Genomic DNA, 19,791 nt, shown 5'->3' on the forward strand with positions numbered 1-19,791 from the left:
GATGGCGAACGATCCAATCGGCACAATCGAGGGCCCCGGCGGGCTTCGGCATTTCAAGACCGCCGTGTTGGAGGACGGGACCCTGCTGGCAGGATTCGATTACCAGGGCAAGGCCGTCAACGTGCTCAACGTCGACAGCATGGCCGAATGGCGGCAGTTGGTGCAGTGGGCCGAAGGGGCTTCCGCCGTTACCGGGGTCGTGTTGTTGAGCCTGAAGCACGGCAATTTTTGCGCGGGGGCCGACTTGGAGGAAATGCACGACGCGCAGCGGCGGAAGTCCTTTCAGGAACTGGACCGGCTGGTCGTCGACGCCCATACCGTATTCGACGCGATGGGACGGTCGCGGAAACCGTTCGTGGCGGCCGTGGAAGGGGTCTGTCTCGGAGGAGGTCTGGAGTTGGCGCTCGCCTGTCACGCACGCGTGGCCAGTACACACGAGAGAACTGGCCTGGCGCTCCCCGAAGTGAGGTTGGGCATACTGCCCGGATTCGGCGGGACCCAGCGGCTGCCGCGGCTGATTGGTCTCGTGCCCGCGTTGGACATGATCACCACCGGCAGGACGGTGTTCCCCCGCCAGGCGCTGCGCATGGGATTGATCAATGCCATGGTCACCTCGATTCCCTCCCGGGTGAGGCGGCTCGACGAAATCCAGCAGGAAACGCTCATTCAGGCGGCACTCGCCCAGGTACGGAGGCTGCGGGGCGCGACCGACCGCCGGTCCAGTCTCCCGCTGAGCCGATGGCTCCCGGGTGCTCCGCTGATTCGCTCGCTGGTCTGCCGCTTCGCCAGACGGCAGGTCCTCAAGCGCGTCCGGCATTTTTACCCCGCGCCGGTCCGTGCCATCGACGCCGTCGAACGCGGGCTGGGTATGGATCTGCTTGAAGCGTCGTTGACCGTGGAAAAGCCTCTTCTGATCGAGCTGATGGCGAGTTCCGTGTCCACACATCTGGTGGGACTGTTCCTGGCCGGTGAAGCGGTCAAGCGGAAGGCGGCTACCGCTGCCCAGGGGGTGACGCGCCTCGGCGTGCTCGGCGCCGGCCTGATGGGCTCTCAGATCGCGGGACAGCTGGCCGATCGAGGGTATTCTGTCGTGTTACGGGATCTCGCGCCGGACATTTTGGCCGCCGCAGCCGGGCGGATTCACAAGGCGCTGGCGGCACAGGTGCGGAAGAGAATCATCCTGCCTTCCGAACTCCGCTATCGAAGTTTGAGGATCGCCCCGACCACGCGCATGTCCGACGTCAGCTCGGCGGGGCTGGTCATCGAGGCGGTATCGGAGAAGCTGGAAGTAAAACGGGCGGTGCTCGCGGAGTTCGAATTGGAGGCGCCGTCCAACGCCATATTCGCCACCAATACCTCCTCTTATACGCTGGCTGACATTGCGGTCAATGCGATTTGTCCCGACCGATGCGTGGGGCTGCACTTCTTCAATCCGGTGGCCAAGATGCAGTTGGTGGAAGTCGTCCGAGCGCCATTTACGTCCGAATGGGCGCTGGCGGAGGCGTGCACCGTGGCCAAGCGGCTGGGCAAGTTTCCGCTCCTCGTGCGCGACGGGCCGGGGTTCCTGGTGAATCGTATTCTTTCTCGCTATCTCGCGGAGGCCGTCATCCTGGTCGGGGAGGGAGTGCCAATTCAGCGTATCGACCGTATCGCGCAGGATTTCGGCATGGCGGTCGACAGCGGACATCCGATGGGTCCGCTGGAATTGATCGACCTGATCGGCTTGCCCGTTGCCATCCACGTGCTGGCGTCACTGACCGTATTAGGCCATCGAATCGAATCACGCGAGGCCCTCTTGCGCGGACTCCTCGGAGAGGGGGGTGTGCCGCTGCCGTTCTGGAAGTCGGGAAAGGAGAATCCGGAGGCAGTCGAGGCGATCAGAGAGCATCGCCGGGCTTTCGGTGCGGAACCGGCGTCGTTGTCGGACGAAGTGCTGCACCGCCGCCTGTTTCTTCCGATGGTGGATGAAGCGGTGCGATGCCTGACTGACAACATCGTCGAACAGCCGCAGGAAGTCGATCTGGCTCTCACCTATGGAATCGGGTTCCCTGGATTCCGCGGCGGCTTGCTGACGTGGGCTCGTGATACGATGACGCCGCGGGCGCTTGCCGGAGAGCTGGAAGCCCTGGCGCAGCGGTATGGAAAGCGATTCGAACCCTGCCCCGGCCTGGCGGCCGGCGAGTGGTAGCCGGGAGGCTCGGGCAGGCACGCAGGGCAGGATGGAGCGCATATGCCTGAACGGCTCTGGATGTCGCATTATCCGCACGGAGTCCCGCCGCAAATTCCGCTGAGTTCCGAAACGCTCCTCGACGTGTTGTCCGGCAGCGCGCGTCGCTTCTCCCGCCGTCCGGCGCTCTATTTTTTCGGCAAGACGATTTCCTATCATGATTGTCAAGCGCTCGTGGACAAGTTCGCCTGCGGCCTCGCCGCGCTGGGAGTGCGCAAGGGAGACCGGGTGGCCTTGTGTCTGCCCAATTGCCCGCAAACCGTCATCGCCTATTTCGGCATTCTGCGGGCGGGCGGGATCGTCGTGGCCTGCAATCCGACCTATACGGAGCACGAGCTGTCTCATCAGTTGCACGATGCCGGGGCCAAGGCGATCGTCGTTCTCGATCAGATGTACCAGAAGATCAGGCACCTCGACATCGAGCTCGTCATCGTCACGCAGATCACGGATTTCATGACCACCATCGCGCGGTATCTGTACAACCACCGCAACAATCGTCATGTGGTCGACATTCCGATCGGGGGCGCGACCAGACTCTTTCATGACGTCCTGAACCTGACGGACGGCGACCCGGCGCAGCTGCCCGTGGTGACGCCGGAAGACATCGCCGTCCTGCAATATACGGGTGGGATCACGGGCCTTTCCAAGGGGGCGGAACTTCGCCATCGGAACCTGACCGCCAATATCCGCCAGCTGGTCAGCTGGTTCTCGCCGGCCGAACGAGTCGAGAGCTTTCTGGCGGCGCTTCCGCTGTTTCACGTGTTCGGCATGACGGTGACGCAGAATATCTGTCTCGCGGTCGGGGGATGCATGATCCTGGTTCCCGATCCGCGCAACATGTCGGTGTTGCTCTCCCTGCTCCGCAAGAAACAGCCGACGGTGATCACGCTGGTGCCGGCATTTGTCAGAAAATTGCTCGAACACTGCGTGGCGACAGATTTCGCCTCCACGAAGTTCGTGATCTGCGGCGGGGCGGCATTGCCGTACGAATTGCTGAAGAAATTCAAAGAGCACACGGGCCACCTCATCGTCGAAGGCTACGGCCTGTCCGAGGCTTCTCCCGTCACACACTGCAATATTCCGCGGGGACTATCGGTCAAGCGGTCCATCGGCTTGCCCGTCCCTAACACCGACGCCCGCATCGTGGACGAATCCGGCTGCGACGTACGGGAAGGGGAGATCGGCGAATTGTGGGTCCGCGGGCCGCAAGTCATGGAACGGTATTGGAACAACCCGGTGGAGACCGCCAACGCCGTCAAACCCGGCGGATGGCTCGCCACGGGAGACATGGCCAGGACCGACCAGGACGGGTTCTTCTATGTCGTGGATCGGAAGAAGGACATGATCCTCTCGAATTCGGGATTCAACGTGTATCCTGCCGAGGTCGAACAGGCGTTGCAGCTCCATCCCCTCGTACAAGATGCGGCTGTCATCGGCGTACAGGCGGGAGACGGGGGTGAGTCGATCAAAGCATTCGTAGTGCCGAAGACCACCGCCCTGACCGCCGAGGACCTGGTGACCCATTGCCGGCATTATCTGGCAGCGTACAAGGTGCCGAGGAAAATCGAATTTCGCAACGAGCTGCCCCGGTCTATCCTGGGCAAGATGTTGCATAGGGTGCTGCGGGTGGAGGAACAGGCTCGACTTCAGCCGAACGGCTAGGCCGGCGCGGCTGCAGCGGGGAGCCGCCAGCGGCCTGTGACGCAGGGGAGGTTGACGACGTGCCGCGCGAGACCCATGGCAGCCGACAAGCCGGGAGATTCGATGCCGATCAGGTTGACGAAGGGTGGAGCCTCCCTGGCGACGGCGACGATGAAATCCTGCTTGCGCCCGCCGTCCGTCATGATCGACGGCCGGATTCCGGAATAGGCCCAGCGAAGATCGCCCTCTTCGAGAGAAGGGAGGAACCGCTGTACTGCCGTGATGAACTGGCCTGGCGGAGTCTGGTTCGAGGTATAGTCGGTTTTGTCCCGTACGGCGACTTCGTTCGGTCCGATGTACAATCGTCCATTGGGCCTCGGGCCGAAATGTATGCCCTTACCGGCGGCGCCGGGAGGCAGGGCCGGGTAGATCAACCGCCCGATAAGCCCTTTCTTCTCCGGAGCGACAATCTCATAATACTCGCCGCGAAGGGGACGGATGGTGTATGAGCTTTTTCCTGAGAGGAACGACGCCACTTCGTCGGCATGGAGGCCAGCTGCATTGATCAGGCCGTCGGTTCGGATCCGTTTCCGATCGGTGGTGACCATATATCCGTCGTCCTCGGGATCGATGCCGACGACCCGCTGTTCGAAGGCGAACGTGACCCCCGCCGCTTCCGCATCGGCTTTGAGCGCCGATACCCAGGCGGTAGGGTCGATGACGCAGATGCTCGGAATGACGATGGCCCCGCAAGCCTGGAGGTGGGGTTCCCACCTGCGCAGACCGCGCGCGGTGACGAAGGAAACCGGCAGCCGGCTGCGGCGGGCGTTGACCCACAGTCTCCGCAGCATGGTGATGTCGCGCCAGAGTCCGCTTCTGATGTCCTTCCAGGTCACGGCGATGACCATTCCGGACCGGAGCAACGGAATCCCGCGCTCGACGGCGTATGAAACCGCCAACCGGCTGCCTTCTTGCGCCAATCGGCCCTTCAGCGTGGCCGGGTCTTCGTGGATGCCGCCGTGGAGCACGCCGCTGTTGCGCGAACTGGTTTCTTCGCCCGCCCCTCGATGCTGTTCAAGGACAAGAATGCGCAATGAACGGTCCCTGGCGCGCATGGTGAGCTCTCGAGCCAGGGCGCAGCCGACGACGCCGGCGCCGACGATGCAGACGTCATACGCATCCATCGACCACACCCTCGACTGCGAACAGGCGGTGATCGTCAGACGGGAGCACCGGCATGCGTAGCCTCTCGGACAAATTCGGAAAGGTGATTTTTGTATTCTGCGGAGGCGGCTGCAAGGCCATCATCCAGGCCGTGGCCGCCGCGGAGTTTGTCAACGCCGGCATTACCCCGAGCCACATCGTCAGTTCGTCCGCGGGAAGCTGCAACGCGCTCGGGTTCGTCGAAAATCCGGGTCCGGTCGGGGCTGAAAAAACGGTTCGCATCTGGGAAGACTATATCACTTCACCGGAAGCGATCTATGAAGTTCATCCGTTCTTCCGCGAGAAGCTCGCCCGCCTGTTGGGCGTGGTGCCCAGGGCAACAAAGGGGCTGGCTCCGGGATCCGCGTTCCACGACGTGAAACGGGCGTTTCGCTTCTTTCCCCTGGTGTTTTCGCTGGGGCTCCGCATGCCGTTTCGGGCCGCGGGCCGCGCGGTCAGTTTCATCTTCCGTCTCATGGATACGTTCGAATCCCAGCAGAAATCCTTTCGCCGTCTCGTGCAATCCCCCGAGATCCTGGAAGCCTTCGGCGAAGTGGACAAGTACTTCGAATTCAAACGGATGAAGGCGTTTCTCGATCCCTTTCCCCTGCTGGCGAAGCTCGGTGAACAGATCGATCTGCAGAAAGTGATCGGCAGTTCCATCGTGTGGCATATCATGACCGAGCGATACGAGGACGGGGCGACGGTGGTCTTTTCCAACAAGGATGCCGATGTGAGGGCTGCGATAGGGGGGGACGCCAAGACGCAGAAGGTCGTCTACGACGCGTTTTTTAAGCGGATTCGCGCCTCCATGGCCCTCTATCCGTTGTTCGAGATGGTGGAGATGGACGGCTATCGCTATCTCGACGCGGATCTGGCCAATCCGCTGCCGGTCGAGGAAGCGTTCAGTCACGGTTGCGACACCGTCGTCATATTCCTGAACGTGCCGGCGAACAGTGTCCGCATCGATCCGCACCCGCTACGCGACTTGCTGGAACTCAATGATCTTCTGCGGCTGAACGAACGGTATATTCACCACCGTCTCCAGGAGGCCCAGATGAAGGCCAAGGAGACGGGTGTCAACCTCTTCGTCGTTCGGCCGGAATCCATTCCACCGGGTCTGGGACTGTTGGACATCGACGACAAAGTGATCGAGTATGTGAAGCAACACGAACGGCAGCGGATGAAAGAGTATCTCGCCGACTTGGATGCCCACAACCTGAGGTTTTCCCCTCCCATGAGCTGAGGGTTCGTGGGCCATGCCGCCCGCAGATACCGTAGACACTGTAGTTGATTCTCCCGACACGAAGGGGTAGCTTTCTTCCACTCGAGGATCCCTTGCCTCGACCGGGTGAGCGATGAGGGACAGGCTGGAATCATGGGCGGATTGATTGCCGCGACGCCTGATCAGACCAGCGCGATTCTCGGCGCCATGCGGGATGTGGCGACGGCCTCCGGCCGATTCCCGCTCAGTGCCGCCACGGTACGGTCGCTTCGATCCGCCGAGCGCCATGTCCTGGGAGGCAAGGGAAACGTCGATCCGGCCCTCTTGGTTCCCGTGAAGCCCGAAACGCTTGCCGCGGCGCTGGCGGATGCCGCGCTGGCCGAAATGACCCTGCGGTGTCTCTCGGTTTCGGCCCTGGTCGACGGGGAATTGAGTCGGCCCAGAATCGAAGCCGTGCTGGAATATGCCGAGAGGCTGGGCGTTCGGCAGGATTATGTGACGGAGCTGTCGAAGTCGGTCGACGGCGACCTTCAATGGGCGTTGACGGACATGAGCCGCCAGAATGTGCTGAGCTTGTGGAACGAACCCTGGGACGAATGTCTCGACATCAACGACATCTTCATGCCGTACCGGAGCCCGCATGGGGATCCGTCCTTGGCGGCTCGGTATCACGCCTTGGGCGAGTCGGCGGAAGGTACCTTGGGAAGGGCGTTTTCGGAGATCTACCGCAAGAACGGCTATGCCTATCCGGGGGAGGAACGGGCGGTCAATGTTCGCTTTGCCACGCCGCATGATGCGACCCATGTCCTCAGCGGCTATGATACGAGCCCGCGCGGCGAAATCCTGGTCTCCACCTTCACGGCGGGCATGCATCCGGTGCGACCGATGGAAGGCCATATTCTGCCCGTGCTATATAGCTGGCACCTGAACATCAAGATCAACGATCTTGCCGGCGCGGCCAAGGGGCAGCTCGATCCCGAGGCTTTCTGGGAGGCGTGGGCGCGGGGCGCTCGGACGACCGTCGATCTGTTTGCTCCGTCATGGGACTTTTGGAGCGTTGTCCATGAACCGGTCGCCGAGATCCGGCGACAGTACGGGATTCCGGCTCCATTGGCTGCCGGAAGCCGGTGACGGGGCCGTGGCAGGTTGCTCACTTGAATCTTACACGGCGAGTCTCTTAATCTGTGCGTATTCGCGATGGTACCGTTCCTTCAGTTCCTGGTGATCCATGTCCTATAACCTCAAAGTCATTCCCATCAGCGAGTTTCTCCGCAGCGACGTCACCGGCGTCGTGGATCTCAAGGCCAGCCGAGAACTGCTCAAAGGCCTGATCGAAATATGCGCGAAGGAGAACCTTGACAGAATCCTGATCGACGGACGGGAGGCGAGCTCATCCGCGAGCACGGTCGACGTGTGGACCCTGGCGAACGACCTGGGTACCTTGGGGCTGAGCCGCGACTATCGCGTCGCGGTGCTCAACCGCCCGAAGGACGACTTCGACCGCATGGCGTTTCTTGAACTCTGCGCGACGAATCGCGGATACCAACTGAGGGCATTCCGCGGTTTCGAAGAAGCGTTCACCTGGCTGACGGCCGGCGATGAAGTCGGCGAGTAGGTCCTCACCGTCGATGCTCTCCATCCGGGCCTTTTTCGCCGACTGCTCAACACCGCTGACGCGCATCATCTTCGCCCTCAGGCTGGGACTGTGCCTGCTCACCGGATGGGGAGTGCTGGCGTTTCCCGTCCCAGCGAGAGGGACGGATCTGACCGATCTGGAAGAAGTGGTCGATAACGCCCGCCTGACGTTCGCTCATTTCGCCGGCAACCCCGACCTGGCATGGATCCGCAGTAATCTAAAAGAGGCGAAAGGGATCCTGATTCTTCCACAAGTCTTGCAAGCCGGCTATTTTGTCGGCGCCACGCTCGGCTCCGGGGTGCTGCTGCTCCACGATGAGCGGACTGGAGAATGGAGCGATCCGGCGTTTTACACGGTGAAGGCGGGCAGCTTCGGGCTGCAGATCGGTCTGAAGCGATCCCAGGTCGTCGCACTGATCATGACGAAGAAAGGGATCGATTCCATGGTCGGTTCGAAATTCATGCTCGGCGGCGATCTCAACCTGACCGTTGGACCGGTAGGGCGTGGCCTTGCCGGCGGAGTGACGCCGACCATGAACGCCGACGTGGTTGCCTATGCCAGGTCCGAAGGGGCGTACGGGGGCATTTCCCTTCGCGGATTGATCCTCTCTCCGGACGACGACTGGAATGAGGTGTATTTCGGCCGATCGGTCAGCGCCTCGGAGATCCTCTTGAGCGGATCCTCAGTCCGGCATTGGTATTCGGCCCGACTGCGCGCGGCTGTGACGGACGCGCAAACGGAAGAGCCGTGACTCTCTGTCGTCGGTGGGTGATTGTCGTGGTATTCGGCATATGGACGGCCGCTTGCTCGTCCGCGCCGGCGCTCTTCGACGACAAGGCCGAGTCCCCGCTGGCTTCCGCTCCTCCGCCCGCTACGCTCAAATTCCTAACGTTCAACGCACTGCATGGTTTGGCGACCGGCCGGGTCAGCGTCTCGCTCGGTGAGACTCCCGAACAGAACAGGCGAAGGTTCCAATTGTTCATCAAGCAACTCGAACTCGAGCGACCCGACGTGGTGTTCCTGCAAGAAGTCAATCCGCTGCCCGACAGAGCCCAATATTACGTCGAGGCATTGGAAGCGGTCGGGTTGCACTATCGCGTGGTGTACCAGGTGGATGCCTGCGGGGTCCGATTCTCGGGAGACAGGGCGTTGTTTCCCGATCTCAACAACGGACTGGCCATCCTCGCCAAGGAGGAGCTGGAGTTGAAGAAAATCATGGGGCTTCGACTCAGCGGTGATCTTGGCAACTGCCGGAGCAATTCGGGGTTTCAGTTGGGCGAGTTGCGATACGGCCTCATCGCCGAGATCGGATTACCAGGCAGGAAGGGGCGTTTCCTGCTGGCCAGTACCCATCTGCATTCCGGATTCGAAACCGGCGGCCGGTTCATGAATCTGCTGGCCTCGCTCCATCGGGACGGACGGCTTCGGGACTATCCATCGTTCAAGTGGGCGGTCGACCAGACCCGTCTGCGAAGGATCGGCGAGTTGAACGTGTTGATCCGCACGTTGAACAAACTCAAGCGTGAAGAAGGGTACGAGGGGATCGTCATCGCGGGAGACCTGAATTTTGAGAGGGATTTCCCCGAATACAGGGAGGTGGAACTCCTGAGGTTCAAGGACACGGCATTGCTGGGATTGGAGGTCAATGAGCTGTTTACCGCCGATCCCACCGTGAATGCGTGGATACGTCAGGATGCCGAGGCGCCCGTTCCCACGCTGCTGACGAATGCCATGGCATCCGAGGAAATGGCCGTCCGCGAGCGGATCATCGCCGCTTATAGGGAAGAGATGATCCGCCCGCGCCGGATCGACTATATTTTTACCGACACTGATTTTCCCCGTTATTGCCTCCGCCAAACGTTGTTCGGTTTGGAGATGGACGACAAGGGGTTTCCGGCCTCCGATCACTATGGGATTCTGAACACCTATTCACTCCGGACGCCAAATCAGATGTGTCCACCGGGATCCTAGGGTCGGAGGCCGGGAGTCCGATCGATCAGGAGGCCTTCCTTGTATAGGTGATCTCGAGCACCTTCGACTCCTTCTTGCCGTGGTGGGTCCCGTACATTTCGAACGTCTGGGTATTGGAATCGACGATCTTCCAGACGGCCCGATGTTTCATCTGTCCGCCGCCCGGTTCAGGATGCTGGCCTTTCAGCGTGATCGTTTTGCCGTCCGGACTGGCCGTCCCTTCCATCAAGAAAATGCCCGTCCCCATCGAATCCATCCACGCGGTGACGTATTTCTTGGTCATATTGTCGTAGCTGTCGATGCCGATTCCTGAAAACGGCTGCCCCATCATCTGGCCGGTGTATTCCTGATAGAGAAAGCGGCCGTCCAACAGCATCTTCATCTCGGCGGTTCCGCTGGATTCCGTCGGAGGCTTGCCCGGCTCCATCCATTCCTTGGTGACGGTTGTCCAGCTGCCGGCCAAGCCGGCGAACAGTTTGTGCGGTTCTCCCGGCTGAGCCATCTGTTTCCACAGCTCCATCATTTGCTGAGGATCCATTTGCTTGTCGTGCTTCTTCTCCTTGGCCAGCACCGGGGCTGCCATGACGATCAATGAGAGACACGCGACTGGTATGAATCGTACACGCATACGGCCTCCTTTATCCGAGTGGGTGAGGGGATTGCTACGTCGAAACAGGCTCACGGCATCACGTTGAGATCCTAAGGTTAAGCACCCACCAGGACCTTGAATCCGCCGTAGGCCATGCGCTTGCAGTCGAACGGCATGTCCTTGTGGTCTCCCATGGAGTGGATGCGAGGATCCTTCATCACCTTGGCATTCACCCGGTCCCGATGGGCCCGGGATTTATAGACGATATAGGCAAAAATCACCGTCTCGCCGGTCTTGGCCTTCGCGCTCTTGGGAAAGGGAATTCCCATCTTCGTCATGAGATCGTCGCCCACGCACTCCTTGTAGTCAAGGGCGCCGTGCTCCCGCCAGATCTTCTCCGCCTGTCGGGCGATCCGGCGGTACCGCTCGATGTTCTTCTTCGGAATGGGAAGGAGGAACCCGTCAACGTAACCCATGCGCACCGTCCTTTCTTCTGTCTGTGCTGTCCGTCCGGTCGTGCTTCGTGATGGTCGAGCTTCGCGGTTCTTCATGTCTTCCTGGCGATGTCCTCCCGCAGCCGTTCTTCCCGCTCTCTGAGCTCCGGTGTGAATTCGGCCCCGAAGTCTTCCGCTTCGAACACCTGGCGGATCTCGATTTCCGATTCTCCCGGCATCGGATTGGGGCAACGCGTCACCCACTCGATGGCTTCTTCCCTCGACTTGCACCGCCAGAGCCAGAATCCTGCGACAAGCTCCTTGGTTTCAGTGAAGGGGCCGTCGGTCACGGTGCGAGTGTCACCGGAGAATTTCACCCGCGCGCCCTTTGAACTGGGCTGGAGCCCTTCACCGGCGAGCATCACGCCGGCCTTTACCAACGCTTCATTGAAACGTCCCATCTCAGTCAGCAGTTGTTCGCTCGGCATGATTCCGGCTTCTGAATCCTTGGTGGCTTTGACGAGGATCATGAATCGCATGGTGCAATCTCCCATTGTTGCGTCAAACCGCTTGTCGGCGAGCAGGCCGACGCTATGCCACGCGGTTCGATCGGGTTCATATAGCTGCGTGCCTCTTCAGCGGCCGTCATAGGCATGCTGAACCTGTTGCATGTCAGGTTTGCTCATTTGCAATATCGCCGCCATCACCCGCTCAGATTTTTCAGGGTTTGCATCGCGTAACATCTCATCCCAGGCTGGGACGACGATTTGCCAGGAGAGACCGTACTGGTCTTTCAGCCAGCCGCAAGGTCCTTCCTGTCCTCCCTCGGACAGCTTGGCCCACATTTCGTCGATTTCATGTTGAGACCGGCACTTGACCATCAACGAGATCGCTTCGCTGAACTTGAAGAGCGGTCCGCCGTTCAAGGCGACGAATTCCTGTCCCTCGATGTGGAAGGTCACGGTCATGACCGACCCCTTGGGCCGGCCGGAGACGTTCGCTCCTGCTCCTCCATAGCGGGTGATGGGCCCCATCCGGGAGTTCTTGAAGACCGACACATAGAACTTCGCTGCGTCCTCGGCTTGATCGTCGAACCACAGGCAGGGAGTAATGCGTTGCATTGGATGTCTCCTTTTCGCTCGCCGCGTCGTTTCGTATGGCTTGCGCAGGGTCTCAACGGGGCAATCCCGTGATCTCGATCAACGGCCGGACCTCGACTGTTCCGATGCGTGCGCCCGGCACTCTGCCCGCAATGTCGACGGCTTCCTCGAGATCCCGGGCATCCACCAGAAAATAGCCGGCGATTTGCTCGCGGGTTTCGATGAACGGCCCGTCCGTGACGACCGGCTTACCCTGACGCACCCGAACGAGGATCGCCGTTCCGGACGGTTGCAGCGGCGACGCGTGGACATATTGACCGACCCCGTGCAGCTGGTGGGTCAATGCAATGGATTCGTCCAGCAGTCGTTGCCGTTCGGCCTGTTCCATGTTCATGAACGTGTCTTCGTGATGATGCACGATCAGCAGAAATTTCATCGTCCGACTCCTGGGCGGATTGCGTCCATCCCTTATGCGCAGCCGTCTTCCTTCATGGGCCTGACTTCCACGCTCCCGTACCGGGCGGCGGGGAAATGGGCCGCAATGCGGATTGCGTCGTTCAGATCCCGCACGTCGATCATCAGGAATCCGCCCAGCTGTTCCTTGGTCTCGGCGAACGGCCCGTCGGTCGTCGAGGTTCTGCCCTCGCGGACCCGCACCGTCGTGGCCGTTTCCACCGGGTGAAGGGGCGAGGACGCCAGCAGCTGTCCTTGCTTCTGGAGGTTGCCGCAGTAGGCCATCGACTCGTCGGATAGCGCGATGCGTTCATGCCGCGGCATCGCGTGAAGCGTCTGTTCCTCGACATACACCAAACAAAGATATTTCATGATCGGCTCCCCCTATGGATGACCAGCTGCCGGCGCGTTTCTAGGCGGCCTGCTCATTCGGTTCCCAGAGCGCAAAGGTGTTCTGCTCCGTATCCCGGCAGATGGCCAAGTATCCCATGTGCGGAACGGCTGTCTTCGGTTGGCAGACAGTCCCTCCGAGTTTCTTGACCTTCTCCATGGCCTTTTCGACCGACGGAACCGACACGTACAGCGTGATGCTCTGACCGGGATGCATGCGGGGCATGAGCCCGCCGTCGGGTGTGGCATCCTTGCCACCGGTATCAATATGCCAATACTCGGCGATGGCGGCGGGAATCTTGTCGAACGTCCAACCGAACAGCGATCCGTAAAACCCCTTCGCCCTATCAAGATCGTCCGCCGGAACCTCGAACCAGCAGACCGATGCTGCGAGTTCGGATCGTGTGCTCTTCTTCCCTGATTTCGCCATAGTATCCTCCTCTCAGAGACTACACCAACGTGATGGCCTTTTCGATTCCATGCGCTTCGCCTCCGCATCAGTGTTCTCATGCATAAGATAGTCGTCGAGTCCGGCGAAAATCGACATGGTGTTTCCGACAAGCGTTCGGCATGCCGGAACGTCATGATAAATCTCAATAGTCTCCGAAAAATCCTCATATTCGCCATCATGATCATTAAAGGAATCAGTCTTGAAGACTCGCCAGCCGTCGTTCGAGAAACCGTCGCTCCGGCTCCTGTTGAGTGAGACTCAGGGCGCGCTGATATGACGCGCGGGCTTCCTCCGTGCGTCCGAGACGGCGGCACAGGTCCGCCCGTGCTGCATGAGCCAGATGGTAGCCGGACAGGTTTCCCTTCTCGAGGATCGCGTCGATGAGAGCGAGACCGGACGAAGGGCCGTCACGCATTGCGACGGCGACGGCACGGTTGAGATCGACGACCGGCGACGGTTCGGCCTGCGACAAGAACGTATACAATCGGACGATCTGGTCCCAGTCAGTCACCGCGGCATTTGGAGCCTGCGCATGCACCGCCGCGATCGCAGCCTGGATGGTATATGGGCCGATTTGTCCTTGAGAGAAGGCTTGCCGGACGAGGACCAGCCCTTCTGTAATCTGCTCGCGATTCCACAACGACCGATCTTGATCTTCGAGAAGAATCAATTCACCGTTTGGTGAGGCCCGGGCGGCCCGCCTCGAGTCTTGCAGCAACATGAGCGCGAGGAGCCCCATCGCCTCGGGCTGTGGGAGCAGGGTGATCAGCAGACGGCCGAGTCGGATGGCCTCCATCGAGAGGTCGTGACGTGTGACCATTCCACCGGAAGACGCAGAATATCCCTCATTGAAGACGAGGTAGAGTACCCGCAGGACCGCGTCCAATCGGTCGGGCAATTCGGTTTCGTCCGGCACGGCATAGGGAATGCGGGCGTCGCGGATCTTGGCCTTGGCTCTCACGATCCGTTGCGCGATCGTAGCGGGCTTTGTCAGGAACGCGCGGGCGATCTCTTCGGTGGTGAGGCCGCAGACTTCGCGGAGCGTCATGGCCGCCTGCACCTCGGGCGACAGAGCGGGATGGCAGCAGGTAAAAATCAGTCGAAGCCGGTCGTCGTCGATTTGTTCGTCGTCGTCCTCCTCCTCCTGATCGGCGGTGCGGGACTCCAATTCCCTGGCCAGTTCGACCAGCGACGCATCGAAGCGGGCCCGCCGTCGGATAACGTCGATCGCCTTGAAACGGGCGGTCGAGACCAGCCATGCCCGAGGATTGTCCGGCATGCCGTCCCGAGGCCATTGTTCCATGGCGGCGGCGAAGGCTTCGTGAAGTCCTTCCTCCGCGAGATCGAAATCGTTGAGGAGGCGAATCAACGTGGCCAGGACCTGTCTGGAATCCGACCGGTAGATCTCCTCGACCCGGGACCTTGCGTTGGCTTCGGCATCGTGGTTCATCGGCATGCTTGATCTCGGCAGGCTGCTGGTGCGATGGGGAGTACCGCAATCATTCCGACCATGGACGGAGAGACGCCGGCATGCGTGGCGTCATCGCATGACCGTCACCCGCCGGCCATCGCCCCGACGATGAGAAATGGCTCGGCGCCTGTCGCCACGGCCTGCGGGAGCGCTGTATCTGGTGATTCGTGGGACCAATCCTGCTCGCACGCGAAAAATCTGACGAAGGCCCGCCGTGTGTGCGTGCCGTGCTCGCGGATCGTTCCGCACAGCATGGGATAGCGCGCTTCCAGCGCGTCCAAGACCGCCCGCTGGGTCACGGGGCCCTCGATGGCCAGTGTGACCTCGCCTTCGACGCGGGCCAAATTCCGCAAGTGAGCCGGCAGCACGACCCGGATCATGGCAGCGTTTGCACCTCGACCGACATGACCGGCGGCAAGTCTCGGACGATCGCCGTCCAACGGTCGCCTCCGTCGGCCGAACCGTAGACCTGGCCGCCGCTCGTACCGAAGTAAATGCCGCAGGGCTCGAGGCTGTCGACCGTCATGGAGTCGCGAAGCACGTTGACGTAACAGTCCCGCTGCGGCAATCCGTTGGTCAAGGCCTCCCACTCGTTGCCGCCGGTTCGGCTGCGGTAGACCCGCAACTTTCCGTCGGGAGGGAAATGCTCGGAGTCGCTCTTGATCGGCACTACATAAATCGTCTCCGGTTCATGGGCGTGTACGTCGATGGGAAAGCCGAAGTCGGTGGGGAGATTGCCGCTCACCTCGTGCCAGGAGTCTCCTCCGTCGTCGCTCCGCATCACGTCCCAATGTTTCTGCATGTAGAGCACGTTCGGGCGGGATCGGTGCATCGCAATTCGATGGACGCAGTGACCGACATCCGAATCCGGATCGGGGAGCTCGTACTGCGATTTCAGGCCGCGGTTGACCGCGCGCCAGGTCTTCCCGCCGTCCTCCGTGCGAAAGGCTCCGGCTGCAGAAATCGCGATGAACATGCGGGCCGCGTCGTTGGGATCCAGCAGGATGGTATGCAGGCACATGCCGCCTGCACCCGGTTGCCAGAGGGGACCCTTGACTTCACGCAAGCTCGCCAATTCCGTCCAGCTGGCCCCGCCGTCCGTCGAGCGAAACAGTGCGGCATCCTCGACTCCCGCATAGACGGTATCCGGATCGGTCAAAGACGGCTCAAGGTGCCAGACCCGTTTGAACTCCCAGGGACGTTGGGAGCCGTCATACCATTGATGCGTGGTCAGGGGGCGGCCGGTCGCTTCCGACGTATCGTAGACAAACTTGTTACTTTCGCCCTTCGGCATCCCGTCCGGTGTCGTCGTCGGTTCTCCGGGAGGCGTGCCCGGTTGGTGCCAGGTTTTTCCCCCGTCATCCGACCGTTGGATGATCTGCCCGAACCAGCTGCTGGTTTGGGACGCATAGAGCCGCATTGGGTCGGCGGAGGATCCTTTGAGGTGATACATTTCCCAACCGCCGAACAGGGGGCCGTCGACCTCCCAGTGCTTTCTGGCCCCATCGGACGTCAAAATGAAGGCTCCTTTGCGTGTTCCGACCAACAGCCGTACCTTGCTCATGGATGGCTCCTTCCTGACTTACAAACCCTTGGGTGAGTGACTATATTTCTCGGATGTCTTGTCAACGAGACATCCCTTCCCGCTACCTCGTAGTCGTAGAGCAGTCGAAAATTCGACAGGGTCTTTCCCAGCTCAGAGTCCGTAGGTGAAAACATAAACTATCGTCTCCTGAGAAACCATGGGGGAAACGATCGAAGGGGCATCCCTGGGCGAATCCGGCTGGCCAAGTGGGCGAGAATTGAAGTAAAGTCGGCTCTGAACAGCCGCCTAGCCTCTCGCGCAAGCGGTATGTCCGGTGGGGGGTACTGCCCAAGGAGAATGGTTGCCGTGTACTTGCCCGTTCGATTCTTGACACGAAGCCTGGTCCTGGTCGCGCTGTTCGCCCTGTCTGCCGGCTGCTCGCCGGTCCAGCCGGTTTCGGTTGAGGTGATGCGGGTGCCGGAGACGCCTTGCACGGACAATCAGGCGATTATCTTCTGTGATGGATTTGAATCCGGGACGCTGGGGCTATGGCAGGATGGGGTCGATTCCTCGCGGCAGAAGGTGACGGCCGTCGATTCAGACGTGGTGAGCGGGCGGCGGTCGTTGGAAGTAGTCTATCCGGCCGGTGACGACGGAGGATGGATGACCCGCTGGTTCATGCCGGGCCATGACCATGTGTTCGCCCGGATCTACGTGAGGTTTCAGCCGGGTTGGCGCTGCGGCGGAAACTGCACGAAACTGATCGCATTTTATGCGAATCGGGTGGATGACCGCTGGTCCGGCTTCGGCAAGGCCGGGATACGTCCGACCGGGCAGGACTATTTCTACGCCGGGCTGGCGACATCGAATTGGCATCGCCAACCTGATCCCGGCGAGATCATTTTTTACAGCTATCACCCGGAAATGCGGCAGGCAAAGGACGGACGGTTCTGGGGCAATTTCTCCTATCAGGATGATCCCAGGGACGCCTTGCGGCCAGGGCGGTGGTATTGCGTCGAGTTTGAAGTGCAGGCCAACAGTCCAGGCCAGCACGACGGTTATCAGAATATGTGGATCGACGGCATGCTCAGGGGCCGGGTGTCCGGCATGAGGTGGCGGGATTCACCGGACGTGCGGATCAACGCGTTCCAATTGACGTTCTCCGGTGCGGTTCCGGTCACCGAGCGGATGTGGATGGATGACGTGGTTGTCAGTACGGAGCGGGTGGGGTGTAACCGTCCTCTTGTGAATGATACAGCCGATCAGGCGGCGACTGCTCCTCGATAGTCCTCGGGTTCCAGGCCGGGATCCCGCCTATTCGCAGATACAATTCGCCTTGTAGTCCGTGCACATCGGTCCAAAACTCTTGAGACAGTCGCAGCTGCACTTCGGCGTCTTGCCGGCCGGGCAGGTGATCTTGCAGGTGTCCTTGAGTCCACGACCACACGACACGATCTCGCAGGAATTGGAGCCCTCCGCCGTCCTGAGTGGGGGTTCCTTGCATTGAAGCGCGGCCGGACTGCCATTGGAATCGTGCAGCGTCACGACGGGGAGATCCGCCGTCGGCCGGTCATCCGACGGCAAGGAGGCAACTGCCGGACTCGAACACCATATCCATCCGGCGAGTACAAGACCGAGGCACAGGAACGTCGATCGTCTCTTCATTGATGGGCTCCTTTCAAAAGAGCCGCCCTCTGTGCGGGGCTCTCGATGCAGTCGATCGGGGAGGCAAGACCTGTATCAGGCCGACACCTGAGCGCTACCTGATCGGGATGCGGACGCTGATCGCTCCTCCGAGCTCTCCTTCCTTGGCTCCCTCGCGAGGATACCCTGAGATATCGCGCTGACCCTTCGGCTCGCCATGACAGCTCAAGCAGGCCTTGCCGTAATACAAGGGGAGCATCACACGGACATTTTGACCTTGATCCATCACCTCGGCTTGGACCAGGTCTGGTTTGGAGCCGGGCGGTAGCGTCGCCAGGCGTGCAAAGGACTCCGTTTCGTAGGAATCAGGTGCATTTTTGGGGTTACGGACGAAGAGTTGCGGTGCGGTCTGTTTGAGATAGACCCCTGAGCGGGTGTGGAATCGGGTCGCCGTCTCGGTACCAAACGTCGCCGGGATCAGCCCCTTATAGCGAATGCCCATGATATTGATCACCGGCTGATACGACGCAATGGTCTTCTTGCTCTCTTCGACCAGTTGGCTCAGGAGCGGTTTGGCCATGTCGGGCACCTGTTCCGTGTCCATCTGGGCCAGCGACAGGCCGGTGCGCAGGCGAAATTGTTCTTTCAGCCGTTGCTCGAACACCTCCGGCGTAAATCCCTTGTCTCCTCTTCCCGGGTCATTGATGACCTCCTGGTAATCGGCCACGGTCACACGGCCGGTATCCAGCAGGATGGCCAGGAGTCTGGCCGTCTCCGTCGCATCATCCACGGGGTTCGAGGCCGAGCCGGCCGGCAGTGCCATCACCGTGGCAAAAACCAGGCTAGCCATGCAGGCTGCTCTACTTGCTCGGATCAGTCCACGGGACATGTCCACCTCTCGTTCCACCATTGCCCACACCTATTCGGTAGCGGGCGCTACTGTGTCCCAGTGTCGGGCTGAAAATCAAGCATGGGGGCCGGGTGCCTCCTGCCGGTTTCCCGATTTCATTTTTTGAAGCGGCGCGCCTTGTGTAGAGTGGAGTCTATGAACGATCAGACCCGTGAGCAAGAGGAACCCAGACTATCCGACGTCAACCGTTTCAGGCGCCATCCGCGGGTTCGGATCGCCGCGCCGTTTGCCTGCGCGCTCTCGTCGTTGAAGCCGCGCCATTGGCTGCGGAAACCGACCGTGAATCTCGGGGTCGTCTATGACCTTTCGTTGAGGGGGGCGCGGGTCAGTACCCGTGCGGTGATGAGGCCAGGCGACGAAGTGACGATCACGCTTCGCTTGCCCAAACAGATCCGTTCCGCCGATGTCTCCTCGGCGACTGTCCGTTGGACGAGGGATCAATTCGTCGGGTTGGCGTTCACCAGACTCTCGGCGGCATCATATGGACGGCTAAAAAAGTACGTGGCGATCGCCACGGGTGCCGTTCACGTTTAGCCAGGTCAAGCACATGATCAATCAGATCGAATCCATCGATCCCGTCAAGGAACTCCGTCGGACACCCCGGTTGAGGATCCCCGTGCCCTTTGCCTGTTCCTTCTCCCGGCTGGGCCTTTCACGGTGGCGGTTCGGAGACCGGGGCGGCCATGGAGTCGTCTTCGATCTCTCGGTGAAAGGCGCCAGGGTCATGAGTCCGCTCTTGGTCAAAGAGGGCGACGAACTGGCGATATCCATCCGATTGCCTAATCATCCCACGACGATGAGCCTGGACGCCACGGTTCGGTGGCAGCAGGAGCACATGTTCGGTCTTGAATTCGGGACGATTCCTCAAGGATCTGAAACACGCCTGCGCAAATACCTCGCGAGAATCTGAGCGATCGAGTC

The 19,791-nt window shown here is 60.7% G+C and carries 23 protein-coding genes; 10 read left to right on the top strand and 13 right to left on the bottom strand.

The window, feature by feature from the left end; all coding sequences use genetic code 11:
* The first annotated feature begins 1 nt into the window (after position 1).
* Positions 2-2,188, top strand: a complete 2,187-nt coding sequence (locus NSJP_RS11865) for a 3-hydroxyacyl-CoA dehydrogenase NAD-binding domain-containing protein (RefSeq protein ID WP_080887096.1) — start codon at positions 2-4, stop codon at positions 2,186-2,188.
* A 42-nt stretch (positions 2,189-2,230) separates the two neighbouring features.
* Entirely contained in the window at positions 2,231-3,889 is a 1,659-nt protein-coding gene (locus tag NSJP_RS11870; protein ID WP_080887097.1) for a long-chain-fatty-acid--CoA ligase, read from the top strand.
* Here the strand turns inward: NSJP_RS11870 and NSJP_RS11875 are convergent.
* Positions 3,886-5,052, bottom strand: a complete 1,167-nt coding sequence (locus tag NSJP_RS11875) for an NAD(P)/FAD-dependent oxidoreductase (RefSeq protein ID WP_080887098.1) — start codon at positions 5,050-5,052, stop codon at positions 3,886-3,888. The genes NSJP_RS11870 and NSJP_RS11875 overlap by 4 nt on opposite strands.
* 53 nt (positions 5,053-5,105) lie before the next feature.
* Between NSJP_RS11875 and NSJP_RS11880 the strand changes: the two genes are divergently transcribed.
* The 5 genes from NSJP_RS11880 to NSJP_RS11900 all read left to right on the top strand — a co-directional run bounded on the left by NSJP_RS11880 (position 5,106) and on the right by NSJP_RS11900 (position 9,903).
* Positions 5,106-6,317: a patatin-like phospholipase family protein gene (locus NSJP_RS11880; protein WP_080887099.1), complete on the top strand. Its 1,212-nt coding sequence runs from the start codon at positions 5,106-5,108 to the stop codon at positions 6,315-6,317.
* A 132-nt stretch (positions 6,318-6,449) separates the two neighbouring features.
* Positions 6,450-7,427 carry a hypothetical protein gene (locus tag NSJP_RS11885; RefSeq protein WP_080887100.1) on the top strand — a complete coding sequence of 326 codons (978 nt, stop codon included), beginning with the start codon at positions 6,450-6,452 and terminating at the stop codon, positions 7,425-7,427.
* Positions 7,428-7,524: 97 nt separating this feature from the next.
* Positions 7,525-7,911 carry a hypothetical protein gene (locus tag NSJP_RS11890; protein ID WP_080887101.1) on the top strand — a complete coding sequence of 129 codons (387 nt, stop codon included), beginning with the start codon at positions 7,525-7,527 and terminating at the stop codon, positions 7,909-7,911.
* A complete protein-coding gene (locus NSJP_RS11895; protein WP_080887102.1) occupies positions 7,895-8,683 on the top strand; it encodes a lipid-binding SYLF domain-containing protein in 789 nt (262 codons plus the stop codon). The genes NSJP_RS11890 and NSJP_RS11895 overlap by 17 nt, the downstream gene beginning before the upstream one ends.
* Positions 8,680-9,903 carry an endonuclease/exonuclease/phosphatase family protein gene (locus NSJP_RS11900; protein ID WP_172834303.1) on the top strand — a complete coding sequence of 408 codons (1,224 nt, stop codon included), beginning with the start codon at positions 8,680-8,682 and terminating at the stop codon, positions 9,901-9,903. Before NSJP_RS11895 ends, NSJP_RS11900 begins: the two co-directional genes overlap by 4 nt.
* A gap of 25 nt (positions 9,904-9,928) precedes the next feature.
* Here NSJP_RS11900 and NSJP_RS11905 read toward each other — a convergent pair whose 3' ends face one another.
* The 10 genes from NSJP_RS11905 to NSJP_RS11950 form a co-directional block, all read right to left on the bottom strand.
* Positions 9,929-10,531, bottom strand: a complete 603-nt coding sequence (locus NSJP_RS11905) for a DUF1579 domain-containing protein (RefSeq protein WP_080887104.1) — start codon at positions 10,529-10,531, stop codon at positions 9,929-9,931.
* 77 nt (positions 10,532-10,608) lie between these two features.
* On the bottom strand, positions 10,609-10,968 hold the full coding sequence (locus tag NSJP_RS11910) for a DUF1428 domain-containing protein (protein WP_080887105.1): 360 nt from the start codon (positions 10,966-10,968) through the stop codon (positions 10,609-10,611).
* Positions 10,969-11,039: 71 nt separating this feature from the next.
* The gene (locus NSJP_RS11915; protein WP_080887106.1) at positions 11,040-11,465 is read right to left on the bottom strand and encodes a YciI family protein; all 426 of its coding nucleotides are present in this window, start codon (positions 11,463-11,465) and stop codon (positions 11,040-11,042) included.
* A gap of 96 nt (positions 11,466-11,561) precedes the next feature.
* On the bottom strand, positions 11,562-12,047 hold the full coding sequence (locus NSJP_RS11920; RefSeq protein WP_080887107.1) for a VOC family protein: 486 nt from the start codon (positions 12,045-12,047) through the stop codon (positions 11,562-11,564).
* Between the two features lie 52 nt (positions 12,048-12,099).
* Complete coding sequence (locus NSJP_RS11925; RefSeq protein WP_080887108.1) at positions 12,100-12,462, bottom strand: YciI family protein; 363 nt, start codon at positions 12,460-12,462, stop codon at positions 12,100-12,102.
* Between the two features lie 32 nt (positions 12,463-12,494).
* Positions 12,495-12,851: a YciI family protein gene (locus NSJP_RS11930; protein WP_080887109.1), complete on the bottom strand. Its 357-nt coding sequence runs from the start codon at positions 12,849-12,851 to the stop codon at positions 12,495-12,497.
* A gap of 40 nt (positions 12,852-12,891) precedes the next feature.
* Entirely contained in the window at positions 12,892-13,299 is a 408-nt protein-coding gene (locus NSJP_RS11935; protein WP_080887110.1) for a VOC family protein, read from the bottom strand.
* Between the two features lie 214 nt (positions 13,300-13,513).
* Entirely contained in the window at positions 13,514-14,770 is a 1,257-nt protein-coding gene (locus NSJP_RS11940) for an RNA polymerase sigma factor (protein ID WP_080888582.1), read from the bottom strand.
* A gap of 104 nt (positions 14,771-14,874) precedes the next feature.
* Positions 14,875-15,171, bottom strand: coding sequence for a MoaD/ThiS family protein (locus NSJP_RS11945; protein WP_080887111.1), 297 nt, complete (start codon positions 15,169-15,171; stop codon positions 14,875-14,877).
* Complete coding sequence (locus tag NSJP_RS11950) at positions 15,168-16,355, bottom strand: WD40/YVTN/BNR-like repeat-containing protein (protein WP_080887112.1); 1,188 nt, start codon at positions 16,353-16,355, stop codon at positions 15,168-15,170. Before NSJP_RS11950 ends, NSJP_RS11945 begins: the two co-directional genes overlap by 4 nt.
* 318 nt (positions 16,356-16,673) lie before the next feature.
* Between NSJP_RS11950 and NSJP_RS11955 the strand changes: the two genes are divergently transcribed.
* Positions 16,674-17,603 carry a hypothetical protein gene (locus tag NSJP_RS11955; RefSeq protein WP_080887113.1) on the top strand — a complete coding sequence of 310 codons (930 nt, stop codon included), beginning with the start codon at positions 16,674-16,676 and terminating at the stop codon, positions 17,601-17,603.
* A gap of 27 nt (positions 17,604-17,630) precedes the next feature.
* Here the strand turns inward: NSJP_RS11955 and NSJP_RS11960 are convergent, their stop codons facing one another.
* Positions 17,631-17,981, bottom strand: coding sequence for a hypothetical protein (locus tag NSJP_RS11960; protein WP_080887114.1), 351 nt, complete (start codon positions 17,979-17,981; stop codon positions 17,631-17,633).
* 94 nt (positions 17,982-18,075) lie between these two features.
* Positions 18,076-18,810, bottom strand: coding sequence for a Tll0287-like domain-containing protein (locus tag NSJP_RS11965; protein ID WP_172834305.1), 735 nt, complete (start codon positions 18,808-18,810; stop codon positions 18,076-18,078).
* A gap of 195 nt (positions 18,811-19,005) precedes the next feature.
* On the opposite strand from NSJP_RS11965, the gene NSJP_RS11970 reads away from it, so the two are divergent.
* On the top strand, positions 19,006-19,404 hold the full coding sequence (locus NSJP_RS11970) for a PilZ domain-containing protein (protein ID WP_172834306.1): 399 nt from the start codon (positions 19,006-19,008) through the stop codon (positions 19,402-19,404).
* A gap of 13 nt (positions 19,405-19,417) precedes the next feature.
* On the top strand, positions 19,418-19,780 hold the full coding sequence (locus NSJP_RS11975) for a PilZ domain-containing protein (RefSeq protein ID WP_155970135.1): 363 nt from the start codon (positions 19,418-19,420) through the stop codon (positions 19,778-19,780).
* The last annotated feature ends 11 nt before the right edge of the window (positions 19,781-19,791 follow it).

The organism is Nitrospira japonica (genome assembly GCF_900169565.1).
GTDB lineage: Bacteria > Nitrospirota > Nitrospiria > Nitrospirales > Nitrospiraceae > Nitrospira_C > Nitrospira_C japonica_A.